Genomic DNA, 26,066 nt, shown 5'->3' with positions numbered 1-26,066 from the left:
TCACAAAGATTTTTTGCGCCACATGATTTTCACCTTTTTGGTGAGTTCGCTGCAGGATGGATTAGACGGTTTTTACGGTAATGGCTGCGTTGCAACTCCCTGGAATGGAATAGCCATTCCGAGTCGTTATCCGTACCTTTCGCCAGAAATCGCCACTCTGCCCTGTCCAACTCCGGATTTAGGTTAGTATGACAGTCTCTCCACCCCTTCTGCTGATTGTTGATTCGGGCAACACCCACGTCAGATGGGGGCTGCATGATGGCAGCAACTGGCTGAAGCAGGGGATGGCGGCGCAAACCGGAAAGGCGTTGCTGGAGCGGGAATGGCAAGATCTGCGGGAGCCCGCGCGTATCCTGGTATCCCACGTTGCCGGTACGGATGCGAAGGCGGATTTATCTGAGCTATTTTCTCGCTGGAGGATTGAGCCGCAATGGGTCACTGCCGTTGCCTACCAGTGTGGCGTGCGCAATTATTACGCTGACCCCGCACAGCTTGGCAGCGACCGCTGGGCGGCGCTGGTTGCGGCGTGGGAATTGCAACGGCAGGGCTGCCTGGTAGTGGATGCCGGCACCGCCATGACCGTTGATGCGCTTTCTGACACCGGGGAGTTTCTCGGCGGTATCATCACCCCCGGTATTGATATGATGCAAAAAGTATTGGTGGAACATACCGCATCGCTAAAACCCGAGGAAGGAAAGTTTTGCGATTATCCCGACAGCACTGCTGACGCCATATTCAGTGGTGCGGTGCATGCACTCGCAGGTGCCGTGGAGCGCATGGCCGCGTTGCTCGCCACCACCCTCGGCCATGCGCCTGACTGCATCCTTTGTGGTGGCGCGGCGCAGCAGTTGCAATCCCAACTTAACCTGAATGTCAGAGTGATGGATGATCTGGTGCTGGAAGGTCTGGTATTAATTGCCCGGGAAAGCATGGAGGATGCCGCTACCGGCGCTATAAAGCTGGATCCCTGATTACTAATTACAAATGATGTAATTCGGTATTTTTTTGCCACCGCGGCTGATCTGGAAATATATGTCCGTTTTTCAGCACACAACTTTCTATACCACGGTCAATCAGTTGCAGCAGTTGCCGCCGCCGGATGGTGTGGAGATAGCTTTTGCCGGACGCTCCAATGCGGGTAAGTCCAGTGCTATCAACTCACTCACTAATCGCGCCCGTCTTGCTTTCGTTAGCAAAACACCCGGACGTACTCAACACATAAATTTTTTTCAATTGGGAAGCGGTCGTTTTCTGGTTGATCTTCCCGGCTATGGTTATGCTAAAGTGCCCGCTGCAATTCGCCAGCATTGGGAGCATCTGCTCAGTACCTACCTCCAAACTCGCGAATCTCTTCACGGCATGGTATTGATCATGGACGTGCGGCATCCTTTGACCCCGCTTGACCGGCAAATGTTGAACTGGTTTGCGTCAACGGGAAAACCGGTGCATGTGTTGCTGACAAAGTCGGACAAGCTGAGCAGGCAACAAGCGGCAAAAATACTCAAGGACGTACTATTGTTTCTGCGCGAAACATATCCGCAATGTAGCGTACAATTATTTTCCAGCATGACCCGGGAAGGGGTCGAAGAGGCTACCGCCTTGCTGGGTACTTGGCTTGGATTGGATACAAATCTGATCCAGGAATTGAATGCTGCGCAAAGCCAGAAAACGAAAATAAAAAGCCCCCGGTTAAAGGGGAATAAAACCGGGGGCAAACTACCTTAATAGGGATTAAGGTACCCGCTCAGGGAGGAAAAGCGGGAGACAATTAAACACCGTCTGTTAATAAGATAGAAAATTTGGGTACAAGTTCCCCATATTTAATTTTTTATCTGATCTATTCTTTTTTTTAGGTTGATTATGTCAGTTTTTAGCCAGTTCCCACAGAAAAGGATGCGCCGCATGCGCCGCGATGAGTTCTCACGCCGCCTGATGCGGGAGAACCACTTGCGCCCGGACGATCTTATTTATCCGGTATTTGTACTGGACGGAAAGAAACAGGAGGAAACGGTAGCCTCAATGCCGGGAGTGGTGCGGCAAAGTCTGGATCTGCTCATGTACCGTGCGGAAAAGTGCTTGCAACTCGGTATACCGGCGATGGCTATTTTCCCCGTTATAGAGCCTGGCCTGAAGAGCCTCACCGCCGCCGAGGCAGTCAATCCAATGGGACTCGTGCCCCGCATTGTGAGCGAACTGAAGAAGCGTTTTCCCGAACTCGGTATTATCACCGACGTGGCACTCGATCCCTACACCAGTCATGGTCAGGATGGCTTGATTGATGCCAATGGCTATGTAATGAACGAGGAAACTGTGGCGGTATTGGCTCAGCAGGCGTTGATGCATGCTCAGGCCGGTGCTGACGTTGTTGCGCCATCAGACATGATGGACGGGCGCATTGGTGCGATCCGATCTGCGCTTGAAGGCCGGAAGTGCATTCACACCCGCATTCTTGCTTATTCGGCAAAATATGCTTCCAGTTTCTATGGCCCGTTTCGCGATGCGGTGGGCTCGGCTGCCAACCTGGGTACGGGAAATAAATACACCTATCAGATGGATCCGGCCAATTCAGATGAGGCGCTATGGGAAGTCGGATTGGATCTGGAAGAAGGCGCCGATATGGTGATGGTAAAACCCGGCTTGCCCTATCTCGATATTGTCCGGCGAGTCAAGGACCGATTCGGTGCACCCACCTTTGTTTACCAGGTCAGCGGAGAATACGCCATGCTTAAGGCTGCCGCGCAAAATGGCTGGCTGGATGAGAAAACCTGCGTTCTGGAAGCTATGCTGGCTTTCAAGCGGGCGGGCGCAGACGGTATCCTGACCTACTATGCGCTGGATGTGGCGGAATGGCTAAAGTAGAGAGAGTAAATAGCGGGAAAAACCGGTAATTTGCAAGTGTGCCGCAATGCCTGGGTTTAGCCTAATTCGGTAGCAGCGGACTCATCTAAAAATGAGCGGTCAACTGCCGGGTCTAATGAGCGAGGAATTCCCTGATTACGTCCTCCGCAGATTTGATCGCCTCGTCCACCCCCTTCACACTATCCGCTTCGGGCGGCAATTGCTCCTCCAGAAAATACTCCGTCATCGTACCCCCCGCGTCTCTTAAGCCAGTCGCGGGATTGATTTTAACCGCCGTAATGCCTGGTGGGGGCGTATAAGCCGCCATTGGCACACCTTTTAACGCCTTGCCCATATAATTCATCCATATGGGCAGAGCGGCCTGGCTCCCCGTTTCTTTATTACCCAGCGATCTGGGCGTATCGAAGCCAATCCAGGCAATTGCGACCAGATCGGCCTGATAACCACAAAACCAGGCGTCAACGTGATTGTTGGTCGTGCCTGTTTTGCCAGCCAGATCGGTGCGGTTCAACTGTTTTGCTTTGGTCGCCGTACCTCGCTGAATCACATCCTGCATCATGCTGGTCATAAGAAAAGCGTTGCGCGGATCGATGATCTGTTTTGCCTTTTCCGCCGCCAACGCCGGTTCCGATTGCTCCAGAATATTGCCTTTCACATCCTCGATGCGCTTAATAAAATAGGGAGATACACGGAAACCCCCATTGGCGAATGCCGCATATCCCACCGCCATTTGCATCGGTGTGACCGATCCGGCGCCCAATGCCATCGGCAAATAGGGAGGATGCTGCTTGGGATCGAAGCCAAAGCGGGCGACGTAATCCTGTGCGTACTGGGTACCAATTGCCTGAAGAATACGAATCGACACCAGATTCTTGGATTTGGCAAGCCCTTCACGCATACGCAATGGACCCTCGAAATTGCCATCGAAATTTCTCGGTTCCCAATCCTCGCTTCCTGTTTCCGCGGCGGTAAAAAAGAGTGGCGCATCATTGATGACGGTTGCGGGCGTAAAACCCTTCTCAAGGGAGGCGGAATAAACGAACGGTTTGAAGCTGGAACCCGGTTGGCGCCAAGCCTGCGTGACGTGGTTGAATTGATTTCGATTGAAGTCAAACCCGCCTACCATGGCGTGAATCGCCCCATCTCGCGAATTTATTGAAACCAGCGAGGCCTCGACCTGAGGGAGTTGTACAATTTGCCATGCACCCTTTTCATTCTTCCATATACGGATTAACGACCCTCGGCGGATATGCTGCTGGTTGGGGCCAGCTTTGCTGGTAAGAAATTTTTGTGCGAACTTGAGGCCATCGCCGGTAATCTCGATGATTTCTCCACCCCTGCGGTATACCTTGACAAATTTTGGGTCAGCGGCCAGCGCCACGGCAGCATGAATATCACCGCTGTCGGATACTTCCTGGAGCGCATCTTCCAGTATTTCCTCCCGGTCAGAGCTATTTTTGGTTAGATCAATAACCGCCTCGGGGCCGCGGTAGCCGTGACGCCTGTCATAATCCATCACGCCTAGACGTACTGCTTTATTGGCTGCTTCCTGATCCAGTTTTTTTACCGTCGTATAGACTCTGTAACCTTTGGTGTAGGCATCATCCTTGTAACGTTCGTACACTGCCTGGCGTGCCATCTCCGCCACATAATCGGCGCGCATGGTGAATTCTTGTGATTCGCGCTTGACATGCATTGGCTGTTTTTCCGCTTCTTTAAATTCCTGATTGGAGATATAGCTTAAGTCGTGCATGCGCCGGAGTACATAAAGTTGGCGCGCTTTGGCGCGCTTGATGTTGACCACCGGATTGAAGCGTGAGGGTGCTTTGGGAAGACCCGCAAGCATAGCCGCTTCAGCAAGGCTGATATCATTCAGGGGCTTGCCAAAATAGACCTGTGCCGCGGCAGCGAAACCGTAGGCACGTTGCCCGAGATAGATCTGGTTGAAGTAAAGTTCAAGGATTTCATCCTTGCTTAAACTGTGTTCGATCTTGAATGCAAGTAAAGCCTCGCTGAATTTCCGGGTCAGTGTTTTTTCCTTGGTCAGGAAAAAATTCCGCGCGACTTGCATGGTAATGGTGCTGGCTCCCTGGCGTACGCCGCCGGAAGTGAAGTTGGAATAGGCGGCGCGCAGTATACCAATGTAGTCCACCCCGCCATGCTGATAGAACCGGTCGTCCTCGGCAGCCAGGATCGCCTGTTTCAGACGCTTTGGCGCCGTACTGATTTTAACCACCTGGCGGCGCTCTTCGCCAAATTCTCCGATCAGGAGACCTTCGTCACTGTAGACGCGTAAGGGAATTTTTGGGCGGTAATCGGTTAATGCTTCAAGCGAGGGAAGTGTGGGGATGGTAACCAGCGCCGCAAAACCCACTAGTAGAACACCAAGCAGACCCACCGCAAAAAATGCGGCGATCAGATAAACCCACCAGCGGGTTAGCATGTGGGCTGAACGTTGAAGAGGAGCGTCAAAATAAACATTCGCAATTATCCCGGATAATCTATCAGGCGGCTTGCTCGAACCTGCCCGAGTGCTGGCGGCCAGTTGCGGCCATTTTCGCCGCCGTTCTTGCCATTGGCGCGGCGTCCATAGACCCAGCTATGAACTTCTCGCAACCGGCAAAATCGTCTCGCAACTGCCTCGTCATCATCTCGCGTCCTAATGGATTATCTGGAATTATAAGGAGCTGATTTCAATCCTGATGTAAAAAAATGGTGAGACTAAGTATAAGGGTCGAAAGCAACCAGCGGAATTGAAATCCTATTTCCGCTGTGTCCTATCACAGTGAACGCATGCAATTATAAAGTAATCGCTGAAAATAATACGTCACATATGGTTTTGACCGCTAAAAGTTTAGAATCCGGTCTATGTTGATTGCTTATGACGTCAAGGAAAACACGGCAGGGTTTTTAGTTAAGGCCACCAGTACGATATAAAGAAATACGACCTGAGCAGCGATCCAGGCGGAAATTTTCGCTTTGCGGGTTTTCCCGAATCTCAACGCCATCATGCCGAGGCCGATATAAAGCAGCAGACCCGCGATCTTGGCGCTGAGCCATGAGTTATTTACCGGGTCCTGGTCAATCATGATAGCCAGCGCAATGGCACTGGTCAGCAGCACGGTATCCACTATGTGCGGCGTGATTTTTACCCAGCGCTGTTGCAATGCGGCGGATCCCCGCATCATCCAAACGCCACGCAAGGAAAACAGCAGATAGCTGATCACAATGCTGGTGACATGAATCATTTTTAATGCCGCATAGCTCATACCTACTCCCCGCGCAGCATCCAGCCGTGGCTACCTGCCACCGCCCCGGCGACAGCGATCAGACTCAAGCTTAGCATTACCCAATGCATACGCCGCATTCGCGCCAAAATCTTTTCCGAGTCATGCTCCGAGGTATTTTTAATCCGCCGGCGCAGTACAAAGGGCTCCACCACGAATAGCATCAACGTAAACATTAGCCATACCAGGACCATGGCATGCATCCACCAGAAGCGCAATTCCGTGAAACGGCTCCATGCATTGAGTATATGCACCATGTAGAAGCCGCTCAAGCCGACAAGTAGCGTGGTGAAGCGCGCCTGGGGAGCGAAGCGGCTTTCGACACGACTGAAAAACTCCGTTCGCTCGGACGCCGATTTCATTTGTGCCATGGCGGGAATCAATACAGTGGTGACCATCGCCACACCCCCGATCCATAACACGACTCCCAGTACATGGAGCACTCTGGCAAATGCGAATTCATCCATCACAGGTAATCCCTCTACGTTGCTCGTATGTTCCGCGTATCGTGCTGGTAATGACACGCTCCCGCCTTGGACTCTGCTTTATTCATGGAATTCAATAGTGGCAATTGCATCAGCGCCGACCCGTCCGATAATCATCGTGCCGCCTGCTTCGTCGCTTTTGTTATACGCACCGTTTCCACACTCACTGTGGTCACGCGCATGAGCAAATCGATCATTTCGCGCAGAGCTTTGCAGTACGGCAGGCAAATTAGTTTGAACTGCTCCACGGCGCGGAAATCCGCAATCTCAGGTCGATGGAAGCTGAAGAAAAGCGCGAGTAGAGTAGTTGGGACATCTGGCTGTGTCGGTCATTTCACAGCGCAGGGCATTTTTGCGCTGCACCAAAACAGCGGTTACGTCATCCGAGAAGATGATGCTGTCCTGCGGATAGCCTCCCCTGAATTTTTTTACAATCTCATCATCAAGTCATCGTTCGTATCCTGTCGGTTATCCCTACCATTGCTGCATCTGGTGGAAAATCCGTAGAATGGTGATTGAATCAGCCTGAGGCAAGTAAACGATTGTGAAGGGCGTACCGGTCACGACAAGTTCGCGGGTAGCGTGGATGCGCCCGGCTTTGCCAAGCAGCGGATGTTCCTTGAGTAATTTGACACACTCAAGAATTTTGCCGCCTATGCGTCGCGCGGCATGCAGGTTATCCAGTGCAATGTATTGTCGCAACGAGACAAGATCACTGATGGCATTTTCATGCCACTTTATTTGCATGCCGGCGCTTTTAGTTCCTGACTACTACCCCAGCTTTGCAACCACTGTTCAGTCTGTTCCTCGTCGGCAAATTTGGAATTGCCTTGCCTGATTTTATCCAATGTATTTTGAATGGCCTCGATTTGCCAGGCTTCATGTTGTACGTATTGCTCCACGGCATGAGCCATGAGCCACGCACGCGATCGTTCCGTAGTTTTGGTAAGCATGTCGAGCTTGTTCAAAACTTCGTCGTCGAGCCGGATGGAGACTGATTGCGTCATAACCGTTCACTCCTGCGTAGTCAATTGTATACATGTGATTATAAGCCGTTGTCAGACTGCTTTCCATACCAATATGCACCGGTACGCCCCGGTTGCGCCTGATCAAATTAAACCTAAATCCGGTAGTTGGACGGGGTGAAGTGTGCGGTTTTTGGGGTGCGGGGCAAGGCGCAACGACGCGGAATGGTCGTTCCATTCCAAGAAGTTGCAACGCAGCCATGTGCCGCAAAAACTGTGCAATTCACCCCGTAGCGGCCTCACCCGGAAGGTGAGAGTCAAATAATACGAAATATTGTTATTAATCATAACACTGATCTATTAAATGAGCGGTCAACTACCGGATTTAGGTTAAATCAATCCAGCGCGTCGGCATTGAATGCGTCACAGGCAGCGAGGTCGGATTCGCCGCAGGGGGGAAGTTGTGCCGCCAGATCGCGCAAGGCGGTGCGCAGACCTTCCTCCAGAACCGGGTGGTAAAACGGGAGCCGCAGCAGGTCTTGCACCGTCAGCGAACGATCAATAGCCAGCGCCAACAGGTGTGCCATATGCTCGCCAGCGGGCGCACACATCTCGGCACCGAGCAGCCGGCCGCTTTCCGGCTCCGCATAGAGGTGCATGATACCCTTGTTGCGTTGACCGGCGCGGGCACGGCCCTGGTGTTCGAAGCGCACTTCGCCCGATAGTGTCTTTTTGCCATTGAGCGCCTGGAAGCCGTTGCCTACTGTTGCGATACCGGGATCGGCAAAAACTATTGCAAGCGGTGTCCGGCGTGTAAAATAAACCGGAGTGGGGCGGGTGGCGTTGATCCCGGCTATGTGTCCTCCATCGGCCGCCTCGTGCAACAGGGGTATCTGCTGATTGGCGTCACCAGCCATGAAAACCGGCAGATCGGCCACTTGCATGGTGTGCGGATCAACCGGCGGCAAGCCTTGACTGTTCAGTTCCACACCCAGCGTCTCAAGCCCGATGCCGTTGATATTGGGGCGACGGCCCAAGGCGACAAGCACACAGTCGACGACAATTTCCGTAGCTCCTGATTTTACCCGCACACCGTTGCCTACGGCGTCCAGGTCAGCTTTCTCCCCCAGATACAAAGGAAATTCACGTCCCAAAAGCTCTCGCGCAACAGCATTGATTTGCGGATCGCTTAATCCGGCAATGGTGTTGTTTTCACCAAATGCCGTCACTTCCACGCCAAGCCGGGAAAGCGCTTGCGCCATCTCGACGCCGATGGGACCCATGCCGACCACCGCCATGCGTGAAGGCAAGGACTCCTGTTCGAACAATGTATCTGTAGTCAGTAATTGTTTGCCCAGCGTGCGCCAGGAGGCCGGTACGATCGGGCGCGATCCGGTGGCGATGATAATGTTGCGCGCCCGGAGTTCTCGTCCGTTTACCTCCAGTCTGCCAGCGTCAAGCAGGCGCGCACGGCCGGAAATGGCGCGCTTACCCAGAGTATCGGTAGCTTTTAGTGTACTGGCGACAAAATCGTCACGCAACCGGCGTACGCGTCGCAGCGCGGCGGCGATATCGAGTGTGAGACCGCCGGCGCCCCGGATACCGAATTCTTCGAAGGTGCCACGATGGTGGAAGGCATTTGCCGCCTCGATGAGTAACTTGGAAGGCATGCAGCCCACCCGGGCGCAGATCGTTCCCCATGGTCCGTCGTTGATGATGGCAAAATTATGGGTGCGCTTTTTCACTTCCCGCAGGGCAGCAAGCCCCGCAGTGCCGCCACCGATAATGATGACATCGAATATTTCACTCATGGTGATTTCTCCGGTAGTGAGGTTTTATGTCGAAAGATCTGATCCAGGTTTCCAGAAATTCACATGAATTTCTGTCAGGGTTGAGCCTGACAGGGTCAGGTTCTCAGTCGGTCATGGTGGGATTGGTTTTTCTGATCTGGGTGGAAGTTTTTCCATGGGAGTTCTTCTTTAATTCAGCCTGAATGGGGCGGCTGACCGCTTATTTTCACTCAATTTTATTAAGTTCGGTACCATGACTTCCAAAAACTTTTTGCGACATTTGACTTCACCCTTTTTGTGAGTTCGCTGCGGATTGCATGGTCTTTGCGCACACGGCTACGTTGTTCCCCGCCTTGGAAGTGCCCCCGGAGGCGCCCCCAGAGGCGTCGTATGCAGGGCTCCGCGAAGCGGGGTCAAAGTAGCATTGGGGATGCCGCGACCACGCTCAGGTTCCATGGACGCTCGCTACGGGTTACACCTTCTTCCGAAAGGCGCTGCTTCGCCCGTACATTATTCCGCGTTATTCGTCTTGCCTGTACCCAAAACGCTGTCCGCCTAGTTCAGCTTCCGGTAATGCCCTTTACTCGGTCTGACCGGAGAATGCGGCATCCGGCTCACTGGCGGGACTGGCGGGGGATACTTTACTTTTCATGCCTGCAGCTTCCGGCACGTATGGTTCGGATTTGGGTCGTGAGGCGAGCCACTCACGAGAAATCTTTTGTGCCTGCGCAAGTTGCTTGGCGCTGAGAGATCTCATAACCTCATCCCGGGCCGTCACAGCCTGCTGGATGCCGGCTGCGGCCGCAAGATTCAGCCACATGTAGCTCTTTACCGGATCAATAGCGAAACCATGACCGGTACGATAAATCAGGCCCAGCTCATACTGTGCAAGCGCATAGCCCTGTTCTGCGGCCAATTTAAGCCATCTGGCAGCTTCGTCGAAATCCTGCAGGGCACCATTCCCGGTGAGATATAACAACCCAAGTTTGTATTGCGCATCGCTATCTCCCTTTTCCGCGTTTTCCTGATACAACCGCACTCTGAAATAGTGATCATCGGCAAGCTTCTGTGCACTGGACGTTGCCGGCTGTGCGTCAGGGATTATTTTACGGTCGGAGGACTTGTTGTTATCGGTATTCCTTGCGTCCTGCGGTGTCAAGGGATCGCGATAAAGTTTAGCAGCTTCAGAAACGGCAGGCTGCTCCGATCCAGTTTCCGTCGCGATGTATCCATCAGCCATATTGGCTGATATGATCAACCAAACCGCACCAACAAACAGTCCGCTTATAGCCAGGGTTGCCCCCGCTGCGATATACGCATTGGGGTTTCGCACCCAGAAGCGTTCTTTGCATTCGCGGCAGCGCATGGGTCTGAGAAACAACCTTTCCAGGGTTCGTTCACCTGGACGCACACGAGAGCTGTGCGTCTTCTCGCTTCCGCACTTAATGCATTTCGCGTACATAATATCTCTTGTTGTTCTACGGTTATGCTCGAAAATGACAGATATTGCTTAACTTTCCATACAGTCTAGGTATTGACCTGCCGGGCGTCAACCCGGCGAGGAAACGCCTGGTGCCTTGAGGGTGCCAGGCGCTGTCCTGAAATGCTATCAATCCTTTCGAAGATAAGATCAAAATTGGGTGTCGTCGCAGGGGCCCGCTTATTGTTGAAGTGCTATTTGGGATTCGATTGCCAAAGAAGAAGTCAGCGGTCAGCAACGGCGATGCGATATCGGTTAGATCCCGGCGCCTCCGTCGAATACCTCATTGCGTATCTGCGCCTGTGAGATGTTACTGCCAGGAGGAACGCTGCGCGTGAGCCAGACGTTGCCGCCGATGGTCGAGCCACGGCCGATGGTAATGCGGCCCAGAATGGTGGCGCCAGCATAGATGACCACATCATCTTCGACAATGGGATGCCGTAGATTGCCCTTTACCAGTGAGCCATGTTCATCCACCGGAAAGCGCTTGGCGCCGAGAGTCACCGCCTGATATAGCCGTACGTGTTCGCCAATGATGGCGGTTTCACCGATGACGACGCCGGTGCCATGGTCAATGAAAAAACTGCCGCCAATCTGCGCACCTGGATGGATCTCGATGCCGGTGGCGGAATGAGCGATCTCGGAAATCATGCGAGCAATCAATGGTGCGCCAAGAGAGTGCAATTCATGGGCGAGCCGATAATGCGTGATGGCGGTAAATCCGGGATAGCAGACCAGTATTTCGTCGACGCTACGCGCGGCTGGATCTCCTTCGTAAGCGGCCTGAATATCGCTTTCCAGTAAACTGCGAATATGCGGCAACCGTTTGGCAAATGCCTGGGCAATGGCGGCGGCTTGCTCGCGATCCGTATTGCTTGTAGCGTCGAGACCGGATACAAAGCGCAGTTCACGGCGCACTTGCACCAGCAAATCCCGGAGTGTCACATCCAGCATATGACCAACGTAATAATCGACGCTCTGATTGGTGAGTTCCGGTAAGCCCAGGCGGTGAGGAAACAGCACGGCGCTCAATCCATCCGCGATGCCAATCAGTATTTTGCGGGAGGGAAGTTTGGGGGGGCTATCCCGTCTCTGCCGGTTTTCCAGCGATTCCACACGCAAGGTACGTAACTCGGCCACAACCGTGTCAATTTCCAAACCTGTCCCTTTCAATGATGAGTGCTCCGTTTTTTTGAACTCTGCCATTATGCCGTCAGCCCGCGCGTATCAAACACGTCCTCGAAGAGGATGGAGCTCAGGTAACGTTCGCCGGAATCCGGCAGGATAACGACGATTGTTTTACCCGCATTCTCCGGACGCTGGGCATAGCGTGCCGCAATCGCTACAGCGGCGCCGCACGAAACCCCGGAAATAATGCCTTCCTCACGCGCAAGACGGCGTGCGTAGAGTATGGCTTCCTCATTGCTGACTTGCTCGATTTCATCCACTAGCGAGAGTTCCACGTTTTCCGGGACAAAGCCCGCTCCAATTCCAGGAATTTTGTGCGGTCCGGGCTTGAGCGGTTCACCGGCACGTTGCTGGGTGAGCACCGGGCTGGCGGATGGCTCGACCGCGACCGAAATGATTGCTTTTCCCCTGGTCTTTTTGATGTAGCGTGAAACACCGGTTATGGTACCGCCTGTGCCTACACCGGAAACAAAAATATCAACGGCGCCATCGGTGTCGTTCCAGATTTCCGGTCCCGTGGTTCGCTCATGGATGGCCGGATTGGCGGGGTTGGTGAATTGCTGGAGTAACACGAACCGGCTGGGATCGGAGGCGACAATTTCCTCGGCTTTCGCTACCGCGCCTTTCATACCGCGTGCGCCTTCCGTCAGAATCAGTTTTGCACCATAAGCGGCGAGCAGTTTGCGGCGTTCCAGGCTCATGGTTTCCGGCATGGTCAAGGTCAGTGGCAGGCCGCGCGCGGCAGCAACGAATGCCAGTGCAATACCGGTGTTGCCGCTGGTTGGTTCCACCAGTTCTTTTCCGGGACCGAGCAGTCCACGGGCTTCCGCATCCTCGATCATTGCCGTCCCGATGCGGCATTTTACGGAATAAGCAGGGTTGCGCCCCTCGATCTTGGCCAGCACCGTCGCCGGGGCGCCATCGGTGATGCGGTTAAGCCGGATCAGTGGCGTGTGTCCGATGGATTGCGAGTTATCTTTGAACCAATGTGGCATTTTGAGACTTCCTTCAGTACGGGTTGCCGAGTTTTGCCCAGTCAATTTTTCGCTTCGATTCTTCAAGTCCGACAGGCTTTAGCAACCGGAAAAGGGAAAACCGGGGAAACCTTCCAGAGTTGATTATAATAGCGAACTTTCTTGTCAGGTTTCTGCCTTCTTTCAGCAGGCTTTCGGCCAACATACGGTTTTATTCAAACTTGGTGCAGATAACGATACCGCGATATTGGAAACCAGAAGTGAGCCTGCATTGTATGTACGGGATCTAAAAAGGAAGTAGCTGACAAATGTCAAACACAGAATCTTCTGGCGGTAGATGATCTTACCCGCGAAGCATGATATGAAGTTTCTTGATCTCCCGGTGGTTAAGTCCGCTGAAGGCGTGGTGCGCCTGCCTGGCTCCAAGAGCATTTCCAATCGTATTCTGCTGCTTGCCGCGCTGGCAAATGGCGTGACCCATATACGTAATTTGCTTGCCTCCGATGATACGGCACGGATGCTGGATGCACTGCAGACCTTGGGCGTAACCATCGTTCAGATCGATGGGAGTGATTATCGTGTCCAGGGTATCGGTGGACAACTTCCCTTGCGTTTCCCGGTCAATGAGGCGGATTTATTTCTGGGTAATGCAGGCACGGTTTTCCGCCCATTGACTGCCGTACTGGCGCTGGCACAGGGACGTTACCGGTTATCGGGCACATCGCGCATGCATGAGCGGCCCATCGGAGATCTGGTGGATGCATTACGTCAGGTGGGTGCGGATATCACTTATCTCGGTGAAGAAGGTTTTCCGCCACTGCAGATCCAACCGGCCCGGATTCGGATTAGCGCGATAACCGTTAAGGGCGATGTATCCAGTCAGTTTCTGACCGGGTTGCTGATGGCATTGCCCCTGTTTGTGCCGGTTGAGGGTGAAACACCGGCGATAACGGTGACGGGAGAGTTGATCTCGCGGCCTTATATCGAACTGACCATTGCCCTGATGGGCCGTTTCGGCGTGCATGTTGAGCATGAAGGATGGCGCCATTTCGCACTGCCCGGAGGACAGCGCTATTGCAGTCCCGGGGAAATATTTGTTGAAGGGGATGCCTCCTCCGCTTCATATTTTCTCGCCGCGGGTGTTGTCGGCACCGGCCCGGTAAGAGTGGAAGGAATAGGGCATGGAAGCCTTCAGGGAGATATCCGTTTTGCTGAAGCCCTGGAAAAAATGGGAGCCTGTATCAGGCGGGGATACGATTGGATTGAGGCTGGTGCACCGGAATCCGGTGATCTGCGGGCGATTGACCTTGACTGTAATCATATTCCCGATGCCGCCATGACGCTTGCAGTGGTGGCGTTGTTCGCAAAGGGTACTACCACGCTTCGGAATATCGCCAGTTGGCGGGTGAAGGAAACCGACCGTCTTGCGGCAATGGCGCGAGAGCTTCGCAAATTCGGTGCCGTGGTGGAGGAGGGGCCGGATTTTCTGCGCGTCACGCCGCCGCCGGATGGGAATCTTGCCGCGCACGCGATCGTTGATACGTATGACGATCACCGTATGGCCATGTGCTTCTCGTTGGCATCACTGGGTGTTCCGCTGCGGATAAACGACCCCGGCTGCGTAACCAAGACGTTTCCCGATTATTTCGAAAAATTCGCGGCAATAGTCAGAGCCTGACTTGGGTAGACAAATAGAAATGGAAACTTTATCGAGGTTTTCTTATGGTTATTAATGACATCCCGGTTATCGCGATTGATGGTCCTTCCGCGTCCGGCAAGGGCACGGTTGCGCAACGCGTTGCGGGGAAGCTTGGGTTTCATTATCTCGACAGCGGCGCGCTTTATCGTCTGGTGGCATTGTCAGCAATGCGATCGGACGCCGACCTGGCGGATGAGCATGTTCTGAGCGATATTGCCGCCCGGCTCGATGTTGTTTTTGAAGATGCGGAAATCTGGCTGGAGAGCGAAAATGTTACCGATGCGATCCGCGCGGAAGCATGCAGCAACGCGGCCTCCAGAATTGCCACTTATCCGCGGGTTAGAGTGGCGCTTTTGGAGCGGCAGCGCGCATTTCGCCAGTTTCCCGGCCTGGTGGCGGATGGCCGCGACATGGGCTCAGTGGTGTTTCCTGATGCCGCTCTCAAAATATTTCTTACCGCGAGTGCGGAAACACGCGCACAGCGGCGGTATAAACAGTTGATGGAAAAAGGGATAGATGCTAATATCTCCACCCTTTTGCAGGATCTGCGGGAGCGCGACGCGCGTGACAGCGGTCGTAGTGTGGCGCCCTTGCAACAGGGTGAGGGTACAAGTTTATTGGATACGACTTCGCTCGATATCGGACAGGCGGTGGATTGTATACTTAGACAATACGCTGAAATTTAAGCGGAGAGGCGTCTCTGGAAATTCCAGGATTTCAGGAAAGCTCAAGCTCATTGCCAGTTCGTTCATCAAATAAATTGGGTTCAATAAGTTTGGGACCGAACCGGCACAGAAGGCTGGAGTAAGCCGGCAAATAAAACATAAAAGCTGACGCAGTAACATCTTGAGATATAACGGAATTTTTATTGTAGTAATGATATTTGCACAAAATCAGGATTTTTAGTGTATCAAAGGAAACATAGTTCTCGATAGTCGACCCGGTGCTGCTGCATCACCCTCTTTGATAAACGGCAAGAGAGTGGATTTTGCATTCAGGCAGTTATTATTAACCTACTTACCCCGTCAAATTCTTGTTTGATGGGATCTCAAATCAGGTATTTTTTATAATGGCCATCGCTTCCTCCGCTACAGATTCCCCCGAAAGTTTTGCGGCGCTATTTGAAGAAAGTCTTTCCCGCCAGGAAATGCGGGTCGGTGAAGTCATCACCGCCGAGGTTGTCCGGGTTGACTACAACATCGTTGTCGTGAACGCTGGGCTCAAATCGGAAAGTTTTATTCCTGTTGAAGAATTCAAGAATGACAAAGGCGAAATCGAGGTCAAACCTGGTGATTTCGTTAGTGTTGCAATCGAAGCGCTTGAAGACGGGTATGGCGAGACCCGCCTGTCGCGCGACAAGGCCAAGCGCCTGACGGCCTGGCATGACCTGGAAGCCGCCATGGAAAGTGGCGCTATTGTATGCGGCCTGGTAAGCGGCAAAGTCAAGGGTGGCCTGACCGCCATGATTAACGGCATCCGCGCTTTTCTGCCGGGATCGCTGGTGGATATCCGGCCGGTCAAAGACACCACGCCGTACGAAAACAAGGAAATGGAATTCAAGGTTATCAAACTTGACCGCAAGCGGAACAACGTAGTGGTATCGCGTCGCGCGGTTCTGGAAGAAAGCCAGGGCGCGGATCGTCAGTCGTTGCTCGCAAACCTGGCGGAAGGTGCGGTGGTCAAAGGTATTGTCAAGAATATTACCGATTACGGCGCGTTCGTGGATCTGGGCGGTATAGATGGCCTGTTGCATATCACGGATCTTGCATGGCGGCGAGTGAAACATCCATCCGAAGTCATCAATGTCGGCGATGAGGTAACCGCCAAGGTGCTCAAATTTGATCAGGAGAAAAACCGCGTTTCACTGGGTATGAAGCAGTTGAGCGAAGACCCATGGGTAGGACTCTCCCGGCGTTATCCGCAAAATACCCGTCTATTCGGCAAAGTCAGTAATCTGACGGATTATGGCGCGTTTGTTGAAATCGAGCAGGGTATTGAAGGGCTGGTGCATGTATCTGAAATGGATTGGACCAACAAGAATGTGTATCCGTCCAAGGTGGTGCAACTGGGTGACGAAGTCGAAGTGATGATTCTTGAAATCGATGAGGAACGCAGACGTATCTCGCTGGGTATGAAGCAATGCAAGGTGAATCCTTGGGATGACTTTGCCATGAATCATCAAAAAAGCGATAAAGTGCGCGGGCAAATTAAATCCATTACCGATTTTGGCGTGTTCATCGGATTGCAAGGCGGTATAGATGGATTAGTGCATTTATCCGACCTGTCGTGGAATCAGCCAGGCGAAGAAGCGGTACGTAATTACAAGAAAGGCGATGAAGTTGAGGCGATGGTACTGTCCATTGATGTCGAACGCGAACGTATTTCGCTGGGTATCAAGCAGATGGAAGGTGATCCATTCAACAGCTTTGTCTCGGTGAATGACAAGAACAGTATCGTCAAGGGTACCGTCAAGTCAATTGATGCCAAGGGTGCGGTGATCGCGCTGGAAAACGATGTGGAAGGTTATCTGCGCGCATCGGAAGTATCGCGTGACCGGGTTGAGGATATTCGTACCCACTTGAAAGAGGGCGATACGGTTGAGGCGATGATTATTAATGTTGATCGCAAGAACCGGGGTATTAATCTTTCCATCAAGGCCAAGGACATGTCGGAGGAATCCGATGCCATGCAGAAAGTTACCAGCGACAGCTCCGTCAATGCCGGAACCACCAGTCTGGGTGCACTGCTTAAAGCCAAGATGGATGTCAAAAATACTGAACAATAGGGATTGCCCATGACAAAGTCCGAATTGATCTCAAAGCTTGCAGCCCGTTATCCGCAGTTAGTGGCGAAGGATGCCGAGTTTGCGGTCAAGGTGATACTTGATGCCATGGCCAAGAGTCTGTCACAGGGGCAGCGCATTGAAATTCGTGGATTTGGCAGCTTCGATCTGAACTATCGGCCGCCACGTATCGGACGCAACCCGAAATCCGGAGAAAAAGTGCGTGTTCCGGAGAAGTATGTTCCTCATTTCAAGGCAGGGAAGGAAATGCGTGAGCGGGTCGATCAAAAGAACTAAAAAATCGTAAGATGTAGATGCGTATAATGGCGGCAGGTCGCGAGATCTGCCGCTTTTTTGACTTGCTGCGGGAACTTGGGATTATCTTAAATCCGGTAGTTGGACGAGGGGTGAAGTGTGCGGTTTTTGGGGTGCGGGGCAAGAAGTTGCAACGCAGCTATGTGCCGTAAAAACGGTGCAATTCACCTCGTAGCGGACCTCACCCGGAAGGTGAGAGTCAAATAATATGAAATATTGTTATTAATCATAACACTGATCTATTAAATGAGCGGTCAACTACCGGATTTAGGGTCATGCGTTATCTGATATGGTTCCTGCGTATTGTTCTGTTTCTATTGCTGCTTGGCTTTGCCGTAAGAAATGCTGAAACGGTGACGCTGCGTTATTATTTTGGCTACGAATGGCAGGCGTCCCTTGTGCTGGTAATATTATTATTTTTTGCTCTCGGGGTGGCTATCGGTATTCTGCCCTGCCTCGGTAAGATATCCAGACAAAGACGGGAAATTGCGATATTCAGGAAAAAATATCCCTCGCTGGATGAGCATGGATAAACACGGAACGCTTACTCGCAATTCAGTGAGTAACAGAGTTGATCGCACGAGCGATCCTCGCATTATCGTTGCGCTGGATTTTCCTGACGCAAAACAGGCGCTAGCCCTTACGGACAGGCTTGAACCGGGATCGTGCCGGGTAAAGGTGGGCAAGGAGCTTTTTACCGCCGCCGGGCCGCGGGTGGTGGCTGAAATAATGGGTAAAGGTTTTGAAGTTTTCCTGGACTTGAAATTTCACGATATTCCAAGCACCGTAGCAAATGCATGCAAGGCCGCGGCAGGCCTGGGGGTATGGATGATGAACATCCACGCTCTGGGTGGAAGAAGAATGCTATCCGCCGCCCGGCAGGCAGTCCCAACAGGAACGGCCAAGCTTATCGCTGTGACCCTGCTTACCAGCATGGAGCGCAGTGACCTGAACGAGATCGGCTTGAATGGGGATCCACAGGATGTCGTACAGCGACTGGCACTGCTGGCAAATGATTGCGGACTGGATGGAGTCGTATGCTCCGCCCAGGAAGCGCCGCGGCTCAGGCAAGTCATGGGGGGGATTTTTGTCTGGTCACACCGGGAATCCGTCCTATCGATGCTTCCGTGGACGAGCAGAAACGGATAACAACGCCACGGCAGGCGATCGAAAATGGCGCAGATTATCTGGTTATCGGCAGGCCCATTACGCAGGCGGCAGACCCGATATCCATGTTACGGCGATTGAACGACGAGATTGAAGAATGTGCTGGCTCGGAATGCATTAGAGCCCATGATCATTGTCAAACGGCCCAGCCGGGGGCATCTGGAGTAAACCGCTCAACCTGAGGTACTTTAAGCCCGCTCAGACAAGAATCACTGATGTATTGCGGTGCGTCCCCCACCAGCGAAGCAGCTCGAATTATTCTGCGAACAAATGACGACGTATGTTGCGCGCTGCCCACATCCGGCAACGCCAATCGTATATTCCACGCGCTCTACTCCCCACCTGACACTGACCGGTTGTATGGTCTCGCGTGAAATCACTTCCGCGTTGGCCGCAGGGCAATTCATTTCAAACTGCGCGCGGCGTGCAGCCATCGACACGGCTTCGGGCTGCATGCTATCAATGAGCGGTGGACCCGACGCGCATCCGGAAGCAATCAATGCTACGACACCTGCCAAGAGTAACGAACGGGTTCTCATAAGTGCGCTCCTTGATAACCGAGTGAATCGTCCCGGCTACACTAAACACTTTCGAGCCGGTTGCAATACCGCTTCCTCTGAACTATACCAGAGACGGATTATAAAAGTATCTCGATTTATATCGAGATACATCATGGCGCATTTCTTTGTAGTCAACGTGGGTTCTGTGCAGGATGTTGTTCCGCTTGAGCAACTGGAAGAGCCACGTTGTGGTGTAATTCCTTGACGGTTCTGGCTGGCCGGTCGGTCACCAATCTAAAAATGAGCGGTCAGCTGCCGGATTTCGATCCATGGCACTCCCAGGCGCGGCTTCCCCATGGATCTCTTTCTAAAAAAGACTTCCAGATTCTGCTTTTCGTTTCTAGTTGTGTGGTTTCTTATGGTATTGAGTAATTGACGTTGTATTGACCCATCATTCCGTTGAGCGTAAAGTTCAATGCAGGGATGTTTGAAATTCGGTCTTTTCAATTTCAAGCATATCCCCCGTTCACCAACGCTGGAGGACAATACCATGCCCGATTATCACGTCCTTCCCGCACAGCGCCTGACGGGTGCTGTGCGGGTAACTCGCCCCGTTCCGCCAAAATCTGTCACGCTAACATCTCCTGCCCTTGATGTGATGACCGATCTGCGGCATATCCATGCCGCGGTAATCGAATTGCATATGACAATGGAATCAGCAAACACATATATGATACAGCGCGGTATACGTTCCCTGCTGGTATTAGATCAGGATCAAGCCCTCAATGGTTTAATCACCGCAACCGATATTCTCGGTGAGAAGCCGCTCCGTTTTATTCAGGAGCGGAGAATGAAGCACAATGAGATTCTGGTTTCCGATATCATGACTCCGCTCGACCGGTTGGAAGCGATCCCCATTGAGGAAATTCACCACGCCCGGGTTGGCGATGTTATCGCCAGCCTGCTGGATACCGGCCGGCAACATACCCTGGTAATGGAGAATGACGCTGATGGCAAGCCGGCGGTGTGTGGTATTTTTTCACTGACGCAAATCGAGAAGCAATTGGGTACTTCCATTCCATCCACGGAAGTTGCTAAAACGTTTACTGAGATCGAGACTACATTGATGCATTGATCGTGAGCGGGCATCGCATTTAAAGGGGGTGCAGGTACGTGGTCAAGCGGGGTTAAGATGGATCTCTTTGGGGTCAAATCTCCGCGGTTTGCGGCGTTGTAGACTAGCTAAGCATTATGAGTAACAGCCCGCTCCTTGGGGGCGGGTTGTTTACTTGGCCCAATTTCGATTGAGATTTGATGCTCGCGGTTGCACGGACTTAATTTTGGATTTCGGCAATTGCCGAGGAATTTCTGAATAGATCCCTAAGTAGATCCCCTAAGGCCTGGCCGTCAGTTCAATCCCTCCGAGAAGACCCGCCTCCTCGTTCTTATTATGTTCGGTGGGTAAATTCCACGCCATGGTTCAAATATATGAGTCCGTCTCTGACCGGCGCTCAATGCACACTCCCAATTTCTTTACGCCGCGTATCGCACTGAGCTTCGCCACGCTGACCTTGACCCACGGCGATTTAAATTCTTTCAGGATGATTTGTGCGATGTGCTCAGCCAAGGCCTCCAGCAGAGAGAAATGTTTTTGTGACAGGGTTTCATTGATACGTTGGACAATAAAGGCGTAATCCAGCGCATCCTCGAAATTGTCTGTCTGGCAGGCCCGGCTCGTAGGCATCGCAACTTCCAGATCGAGCTGGATGGTCTGCGCGATATTGCGTTCCCACGGATAAATGCCAATCAATGTTTTGACCTTGAGTTCCTGCAGGAAAATAATGTCCATTATCTAGGAGGGAATTAAAGCGCTTCCGGAACGTGTCGCGGAAGCAGGTTTTTCACGTAAAATCAGCTTGGGATTTTATTCTATTTGCAAAGATGACGCTAATGACATGACGTTGATGGTTCTTATACCACTGGCTTATTTGCTGGGATCCATCTCCTTTGGAGTGTTGGCGAGCTGGATATTTCAGTTGCCCGATCCTCGCATGTATGGCTCGAAGAACCCCGGAGCAACCAATGTTCTGCGCAGTGGGAAGAAAGCGGCGGCGGCATTCACGTTACTGGGCGATGCCGGCAAAGGCTGGGTGGCGGTGGCATGGGCGCAACATTTCATGCCTGCTGCCGGGGGGGATGATAAAGCGATTGCCGCAGTAGCGCTGGCGGTATTTTTGGGCCATATATTCCCGATATTCCTACGGTTCAAGGGAGGGAAAGGCGTGGCGACGGCCGTTGGCGTCTTATTGGGACTCAATCCGTGGATGGGGTTATCGGCCGTCGCCATCTGGATTCTGGTCGCGGTAATCTGGCGCATGTCATCACTGGCTGCTTTGGTCGCGGCGGGGCTTGCGCCGATTTATGCACTATTTTTTTTGGGTTTCGAAGCAAGCACTCTTGCCGTTCTTATCATGTCCCTGGTAATCATCTGGCGGCACAAGTCGAATATCGCCAGCCTGATTGCGGGCAAAGAAACCCGTATCGGTACGCGCGGTACCCCTTGACTGCGCGTCCGGTTTAAGCCTCCGGCGACATTCCCTGAATTTCCAGATCCCATCGCGCCTTTATGGCAAAGGTGTCATCCGGCTTTTGATCCCGGATGCCTGGCGACTGCAACCGCATCGCCCCCGCGAATGCGATCATGGCGCCGTTATCGGTACAAAATTCGAGCTCAGGAAAAAAAACCGTGGCGCCTATTTTCTCGGCGTCACGGCAGAGGTTTCTACGTAATTGACGGTTGGCGCCTACCCCGCCTGCGACCACCAGCTGAGTCAAGCCGGTTTTTGCCAGCGCCGCCAATGATTTTCCCGTCAGTACGTCTACCACAGCCTCCTGAAAAGCCAGGGCAATACCGCCCCTGGCTTGCTCAGTCATTTCGTGTTTATTTGTCAGGGTCAGCACGGCGGTTTTCAGACCGCTGAAACTGAAATTGAGGTCGCCGCTATGGAGCATGGGGCGGGGGAGTTTGAAGCGTTTCTGTTGATTCGAGCTGGAGAATTCATCGGCGAGTTTCGATAACGCCGGTCCGCCGGGATAACCCAGCCCCAGCAGTTTCGCGGTCTTATCAAAAGCTTCTCCCGCCGCATCGTCCACGGTTTCGCCTAGTAGCGTGTATTGCCCCAGGCCGCTCACTTCCATCAACTGGGTATGGCCACCCGACACCAGCAGCGCCACAAACGGAAAATCTGGCGCGGGGGTGGATAAAAGCGGAGACAGGAGATGCCCTTCAAGGTGATGAATACCCAGCACCGGAATTTTCAGCGCGAAACCCAGGGCTGCAGCAATACTCGCCCCTACCAGCAGTGCTCCAGCCAGTCCCGGTCCCCGGGTGTACGCGATTGCATCGATGTCCCGCAGATCGAGACTGGCCGCCGCCAAGACTTGTCTGATGAGTGGTAATACTCGCCGGATATGGTCGCGCGAGGCAAGCTCCGGCACCACGCCGCCATACTCGCCGTGCATTTCCGTTTGCGAATAAAGCGCGTGACTCAGCAGTCCGCGCTTCGTGTGGTAGAGCGCAATGCCGGTTTCGTCGCAGGAAGTTTCAATGCCAAGTACAAGCAATGGAGTGTGAGAAAAATTAGTCTTTTACAACAGAATTACGTACTGCTATATAATGGCGAGCTTTGTATCCGTTGCATCATTCGTTACACGCCATTTATCCAATTATTTACATTTCAAGGAAGGGGACTACATCTTCATGACCACCATTAAAGTCAAGGAAAACGAGCCATTTGAAGTCGCCATGCGTCGTTTCAAGCGTACCATAGAAAAAACCGGTTTGCTCACTGAATTACGTGCTAGGGAATTCTACGAAAAGCCCACCGCTGAACGCAAGCGCAAGCTCGCCGCCGCGGTTAAACGTACCTACAAACGCCTGCGCAGTCAGTTGCTCCCCCCGAAACTTTATTAGTTAAAGTTAGTCATAAAAATTATCTATGGATCTTTCACGCCATCACGGATTGATTGCGAGAGAGATATCAGTCTCATAAGCTCATGGTTTTGCTGGCCGAATCATTAACTGGCCATACTTGATGCGATATGCGATTTAATCGACGGGTTCCTGGCAAATAGGCAAATATCTCTATTGTGAATCTGAAGCAACAAATCACTGAGGACATGAAAGCCGCAATGCGCGCGGGCGACACCAGGCGGCGCGATGCTATCCGGTTGTTGCAGGCCGCGATCAAGCAGCGCGAAGTGGACGAGCGCATTGTGCTGGATGACGCTGCGGTCGTTGCGGTGATAGAAAAGATGCTCAAACAGCGTAGCGATTCTATTACGCAATACGAGGCTGCACATCGTCAGGATTTAGCCGATGCGGAGAAATACGAGGTTGATGTGCTGCGGGGTTATATGCCTGAAGCATTAAGCGACGCTGAAGTGGAAGGCGCTGTAACCGACGCGATTTTAGCCACTGGAGCGAAAGGGCAGCAGGACATGGGGCGGGTGATGGCGGTGCTCAAGCCCAGGCTTTCCGGACGGGCTGACATGGGTAAAGTATCCGCGCTGGTCAGAACAAAGCTCCTTAGCTGATATTTCGGTGCGTTGTCGTGAGCGGTAGTCACATCATCCTGTTTGCGGATATGCCGGTATGGGGAACGTGTTCCCTTGCATTTTCAGAAAACATCCTATAATGAAAATCGTGTGATCGGGTTTTCCTGATTCGCACGCCGTCTGAGATATTATTGGTTTATCCGCTATAAATGATCTCACAATCATTCATTCAGGATTTGCTCAACCGCGTAGATATCGTAGATGTCATTGAACGCGACGTGCCGCTCAGAAAGGCCGGCTCAAATTACACCGCCTGCTGCCCATTCCACAGTGAAAAAACGCCTTCATTCACGGTAACGCCCACCAAGCAGTTTTATCACTGTTTTGGTTGTGGCGCGCACGGAAGCGCCATCGGCTTCGTGATGGAATATGGTGGCATGAATTTTGTCGAAGCAATAAATGACCTCGCAGCGCGTGTTGGAATGCAAGTGCCCGCTCAGGAACCTGAATCTTTTCGCCGAGCACCCGGATCAGAATCCCCGTCAAGCGCAGTGCCAGACAAAACCCACGGGACAGAAAGTTCTTTCCAGGATTTGCTTGAGGTAATGAATGTTGCCGCACGGTTTTACCGGGAACAGCTCAAGCATTCAGAAAGCGCCGTTGCTTATCTGAAAAAGCGCGGTTTGACGGGTGAGACAGCTGCCCGTTTTGCCGTTGGTTACGCTCCGGCCGGTTGGCGAAACCTGGACGCGGCATTTCCTGATTACGCGGCGAAAGCACAGACAAATCTGCTGGTGGAGGCCGGCTTGGTCATCAAGAGTGATGATGGCAAACATTATGACCGGTTCCGTGACCGCATCATGTTTCCCATTCTTGACCTCAAGGGAAGAATCGTCGGTTTCGGCGGACGGGTGCTGGAACAGGGTGAACCCAAATATCTCAATTCTCCCGAAACACCCCTGTTTCAGAAGGGCCGCGAGCTCTACAATCTCTTCGCTGCGCGCAGGCCGATTCGCGAGGCGGGACGAGTGGTCATGGTAGAGGGGTATATGGATGTCGTGGCACTTTCGCAGCATGGCATCGAATATGCCGTGGCTGCCCTGGGTACCGCTACTACGTCGTTTCACATACAAAAGCTTTTGCGCCAGACCGACAATGTGGTGTTTTGTTTCGATGGAGATAATGCGGGCAGGAAAGCGGCATGGCGTGCGCTGGAAGACAGCCTTGCACAGTTTCTGGATGGTAAGAACATCGGTTTCCTCTTTTTGCCTGAGGGTGAGGATCCCGACAGTTATGTCCGCAATTTCGGCAAGGAAGCTTTTGAGGGATTACTCAAACAAGCATTGCCGCTGTCCGTTTTTCTGTTCAGGGAATTGTCAGCACGTGTCGACCTGACAACCAGCGAAGGCCGCGCCAAACTGGTGCAGGATACAAAGCCCCTGCTGGCACGGGTTACAGCTCCGGGGTTGGCACTCATGCTGTTAAAGCAATTGGCGGAGATCAGCGGCACCACCCAAAGGGAGTTGGAGGATTTATTAAAGATCAGGCGCGTTTCATCCTCTCCGTTTCGTGAAAGAGCGCCGCGGCCACAGCCTGCTTCGCCCTGCCGTTGGCTGATACAAATATTGTTATACGATCCTGGCTATGTTCGGAAGCTGGATAGAGCGCTGCTCGTGGAAAGCCGGGAATATGCTGAAGAAATAGCAGCGCTGTCAGCACTGGTTGAATTTATCGATACTCACCCCCATCTTGGAAAAGACACGGCAATACCTTCGGCGATCACATATTTTCACGATAGCCCCCATCGTGTGCTGCTGCAAAAAGCCGAAAGCGAAACACTTGCGTGGGACAACAACATCGATCTGGAGGCGGAATTTTCCGGTGCACTGGCGCGCTTGCGGGAAATGCAACGTAAACAACGCATGACAAGGTTACATAACAAGCCCTTGAGCATGCTTACCCCCGAGGAAAAGCAGGAACTCCAGCGATTGGCCGTATCGTGAAAGCGATAAGCCGAA

25 protein-coding genes and 1 pseudogene are annotated in these 26,066 nt (G+C 52.6%); 14 read left to right on the top strand and 12 right to left on the bottom strand.

What is annotated here, in order from left to right; genetic code table 11:
- The first annotated feature begins 188 nt into the window (after nt 1-188).
- From BLR00_RS14535 to hemB, 3 genes are all read left to right on the top strand, one after another.
- Nucleotides 189-971: a type III pantothenate kinase gene (locus BLR00_RS14535; protein ID WP_074633855.1), complete on the top strand. Its 783-nt coding sequence runs from the start codon at nt 189-191 to the stop codon at nt 969-971.
- Between the two features lie 61 nt (nt 972-1,032).
- Nucleotides 1,033-1,725, top strand: coding sequence for a ribosome biogenesis GTP-binding protein YihA/YsxC (gene yihA, locus BLR00_RS14530; RefSeq protein WP_074633854.1), 693 nt, complete (start codon nt 1,033-1,035; stop codon nt 1,723-1,725).
- A 135-nt stretch (nt 1,726-1,860) separates the two neighbouring features.
- The gene (hemB, locus tag BLR00_RS14525) at nt 1,861-2,859 is read left to right on the top strand and encodes a porphobilinogen synthase (protein ID WP_074633853.1); all 999 of its coding nucleotides are present in this window, start codon (nt 1,861-1,863) and stop codon (nt 2,857-2,859) included.
- A gap of 112 nt (nt 2,860-2,971) precedes the next feature.
- On the opposite strand, the gene BLR00_RS14520 is transcribed toward hemB, so the two are convergent.
- From BLR00_RS14520 to cysK, 9 genes are all read right to left on the bottom strand, one after another.
- On the bottom strand, nt 2,972-5,302 hold the full coding sequence (locus tag BLR00_RS14520; RefSeq protein ID WP_074633852.1) for a penicillin-binding protein 1A: 2,331 nt from the start codon (nt 5,300-5,302) through the stop codon (nt 2,972-2,974).
- A 436-nt stretch (nt 5,303-5,738) separates the two neighbouring features.
- Nucleotides 5,739-6,128, bottom strand: coding sequence for a SirB2 family protein (locus BLR00_RS14515; RefSeq protein WP_074633851.1), 390 nt, complete (start codon nt 6,126-6,128; stop codon nt 5,739-5,741).
- Between the two features lie 2 nt (nt 6,129-6,130).
- The gene (locus tag BLR00_RS14510; RefSeq protein WP_074633850.1) at nt 6,131-6,613 is read right to left on the bottom strand and encodes a hypothetical protein; all 483 of its coding nucleotides are present in this window, start codon (nt 6,611-6,613) and stop codon (nt 6,131-6,133) included.
- 492 nt (nt 6,614-7,105) lie between these two features.
- Nucleotides 7,106-7,378: a type II toxin-antitoxin system RelE/ParE family toxin gene (locus BLR00_RS14500; RefSeq protein ID WP_074633848.1), complete on the bottom strand. Its 273-nt coding sequence runs from the start codon at nt 7,376-7,378 to the stop codon at nt 7,106-7,108.
- Nucleotides 7,369-7,638 carry a CopG family ribbon-helix-helix protein gene (locus BLR00_RS14495; RefSeq protein WP_074633847.1) on the bottom strand — a complete coding sequence of 90 codons (270 nt, stop codon included), beginning with the start codon at nt 7,636-7,638 and terminating at the stop codon, nt 7,369-7,371. Before BLR00_RS14495 ends, BLR00_RS14500 begins: the two co-directional genes overlap by 10 nt.
- Nucleotides 7,639-7,991: 353 nt before the next feature.
- The gene (locus BLR00_RS14490; protein WP_074633846.1) at nt 7,992-9,407 is read right to left on the bottom strand and encodes a dihydrolipoyl dehydrogenase; all 1,416 of its coding nucleotides are present in this window, start codon (nt 9,405-9,407) and stop codon (nt 7,992-7,994) included.
- 559 nt (nt 9,408-9,966) lie between these two features.
- On the bottom strand, nt 9,967-10,626 hold the full coding sequence (locus tag BLR00_RS14485) for a tetratricopeptide repeat protein (RefSeq protein ID WP_256324164.1): 660 nt from the start codon (nt 10,624-10,626) through the stop codon (nt 9,967-9,969).
- A gap of 495 nt (nt 10,627-11,121) precedes the next feature.
- Nucleotides 11,122-12,072 carry a serine O-acetyltransferase EpsC gene (gene epsC, locus BLR00_RS14480; RefSeq protein WP_074633844.1) on the bottom strand — a complete coding sequence of 317 codons (951 nt, stop codon included), beginning with the start codon at nt 12,070-12,072 and terminating at the stop codon, nt 11,122-11,124.
- Nucleotides 12,072-13,049 carry a cysteine synthase A gene (gene cysK, locus BLR00_RS14475; RefSeq protein ID WP_074633843.1) on the bottom strand — a complete coding sequence of 326 codons (978 nt, stop codon included), beginning with the start codon at nt 13,047-13,049 and terminating at the stop codon, nt 12,072-12,074. The genes epsC and cysK overlap by 1 nt, the downstream gene beginning before the upstream one ends.
- Nucleotides 13,050-13,389: 340 nt before the next feature.
- Between cysK and aroA the strand changes: the two genes are divergently transcribed.
- The 6 genes and pseudogenes from aroA to pyrF all read left to right on the top strand — a co-directional run bounded on the left by aroA (nt 13,390) and on the right by pyrF (nt 19,173).
- A complete protein-coding gene (gene aroA, locus BLR00_RS14470) occupies nt 13,390-14,706 on the top strand; it encodes a 3-phosphoshikimate 1-carboxyvinyltransferase (protein ID WP_074634338.1) in 1,317 nt (438 codons plus the stop codon).
- A 44-nt stretch (nt 14,707-14,750) separates the two neighbouring features.
- Nucleotides 14,751-15,413, top strand: coding sequence for a (d)CMP kinase (gene cmk / locus BLR00_RS14465; RefSeq protein WP_074633842.1), 663 nt, complete (start codon nt 14,751-14,753; stop codon nt 15,411-15,413).
- 383 nt (nt 15,414-15,796) lie between these two features.
- A complete protein-coding gene (gene rpsA, locus BLR00_RS14460; RefSeq protein WP_074633841.1) occupies nt 15,797-17,512 on the top strand; it encodes a 30S ribosomal protein S1 in 1,716 nt (571 codons plus the stop codon).
- A 9-nt stretch (nt 17,513-17,521) separates the two neighbouring features.
- Complete coding sequence (locus BLR00_RS14455) at nt 17,522-17,806, top strand: integration host factor subunit beta (RefSeq protein WP_074633840.1); 285 nt, start codon at nt 17,522-17,524, stop codon at nt 17,804-17,806.
- Between the two features lie 293 nt (nt 17,807-18,099).
- Complete coding sequence (locus tag BLR00_RS14450) at nt 18,100-18,357, top strand: LapA family protein (protein WP_074633839.1); 258 nt, start codon at nt 18,100-18,102, stop codon at nt 18,355-18,357.
- Nucleotides 18,350-19,173: pseudogene (pyrF, locus tag BLR00_RS14445) on the top strand (orotidine-5'-phosphate decarboxylase). Before BLR00_RS14450 ends, pyrF begins: the two are co-directional and overlap by 8 nt.
- Nucleotides 19,174-19,200: 27 nt before the next feature.
- Here pyrF and BLR00_RS14440 read toward each other — a convergent pair.
- Complete coding sequence (locus BLR00_RS14440) at nt 19,201-19,530, bottom strand: hypothetical protein (protein ID WP_074633838.1); 330 nt, start codon at nt 19,528-19,530, stop codon at nt 19,201-19,203.
- 448 nt (nt 19,531-19,978) lie between these two features.
- Between BLR00_RS14440 and BLR00_RS14435 the strand changes: the two genes are divergently transcribed.
- Nucleotides 19,979-20,626: a CBS domain-containing protein gene (locus BLR00_RS14435; RefSeq protein ID WP_256324163.1), complete on the top strand. Its 648-nt coding sequence runs from the start codon at nt 19,979-19,981 to the stop codon at nt 20,624-20,626.
- Between the two features lie 345 nt (nt 20,627-20,971).
- Here BLR00_RS14435 and folB read toward each other — a convergent pair whose 3' ends face one another.
- Nucleotides 20,972-21,340, bottom strand: a complete 369-nt coding sequence (folB, locus tag BLR00_RS14430; RefSeq protein WP_074633837.1) for a dihydroneopterin aldolase — start codon at nt 21,338-21,340, stop codon at nt 20,972-20,974.
- A 106-nt stretch (nt 21,341-21,446) separates the two neighbouring features.
- Between folB and plsY the strand changes: the two genes are divergently transcribed.
- Complete coding sequence (gene plsY / locus BLR00_RS14425) at nt 21,447-22,055, top strand: glycerol-3-phosphate 1-O-acyltransferase PlsY (RefSeq protein ID WP_074633836.1); 609 nt, start codon at nt 21,447-21,449, stop codon at nt 22,053-22,055.
- Nucleotides 22,056-22,068: 13 nt separating this feature from the next.
- On the opposite strand, the gene tsaD is transcribed toward plsY, so the two are convergent.
- Nucleotides 22,069-23,115, bottom strand: a complete 1,047-nt coding sequence (tsaD, locus tag BLR00_RS14420) for a tRNA (adenosine(37)-N6)-threonylcarbamoyltransferase complex transferase subunit TsaD (RefSeq protein WP_074633835.1) — start codon at nt 23,113-23,115, stop codon at nt 22,069-22,071.
- A 136-nt stretch (nt 23,116-23,251) separates the two neighbouring features.
- Between tsaD and rpsU the strand changes: the two genes are divergently transcribed.
- The 3 genes from rpsU to dnaG all read left to right on the top strand — a co-directional run bounded on the left by rpsU (nt 23,252) and on the right by dnaG (nt 26,051).
- A complete protein-coding gene (gene rpsU, locus BLR00_RS14415; RefSeq protein ID WP_004179462.1) occupies nt 23,252-23,464 on the top strand; it encodes a 30S ribosomal protein S21 in 213 nt (70 codons plus the stop codon).
- Nucleotides 23,465-23,640: 176 nt separating this feature from the next.
- A complete protein-coding gene (locus tag BLR00_RS14410; protein WP_074633834.1) occupies nt 23,641-24,087 on the top strand; it encodes a GatB/YqeY domain-containing protein in 447 nt (148 codons plus the stop codon).
- Nucleotides 24,088-24,257: 170 nt separating this feature from the next.
- Complete coding sequence (gene dnaG / locus BLR00_RS14405; RefSeq protein ID WP_074633833.1) at nt 24,258-26,051, top strand: DNA primase; 1,794 nt, start codon at nt 24,258-24,260, stop codon at nt 26,049-26,051.
- Nucleotides 26,052-26,066 lie beyond the last annotated feature (15 nt).

Origin of the sequence: Nitrosospira multiformis (genome assembly GCF_900103165.1) — a bacterium.
Lineage (GTDB): Bacteria > Pseudomonadota > Gammaproteobacteria > Burkholderiales > Nitrosomonadaceae > Nitrosospira > Nitrosospira multiformis_D.
The sequence above is the reverse complement of the archived record's forward strand: the minus strand, read 5'-3'. Positions and strand labels throughout refer to the sequence as shown.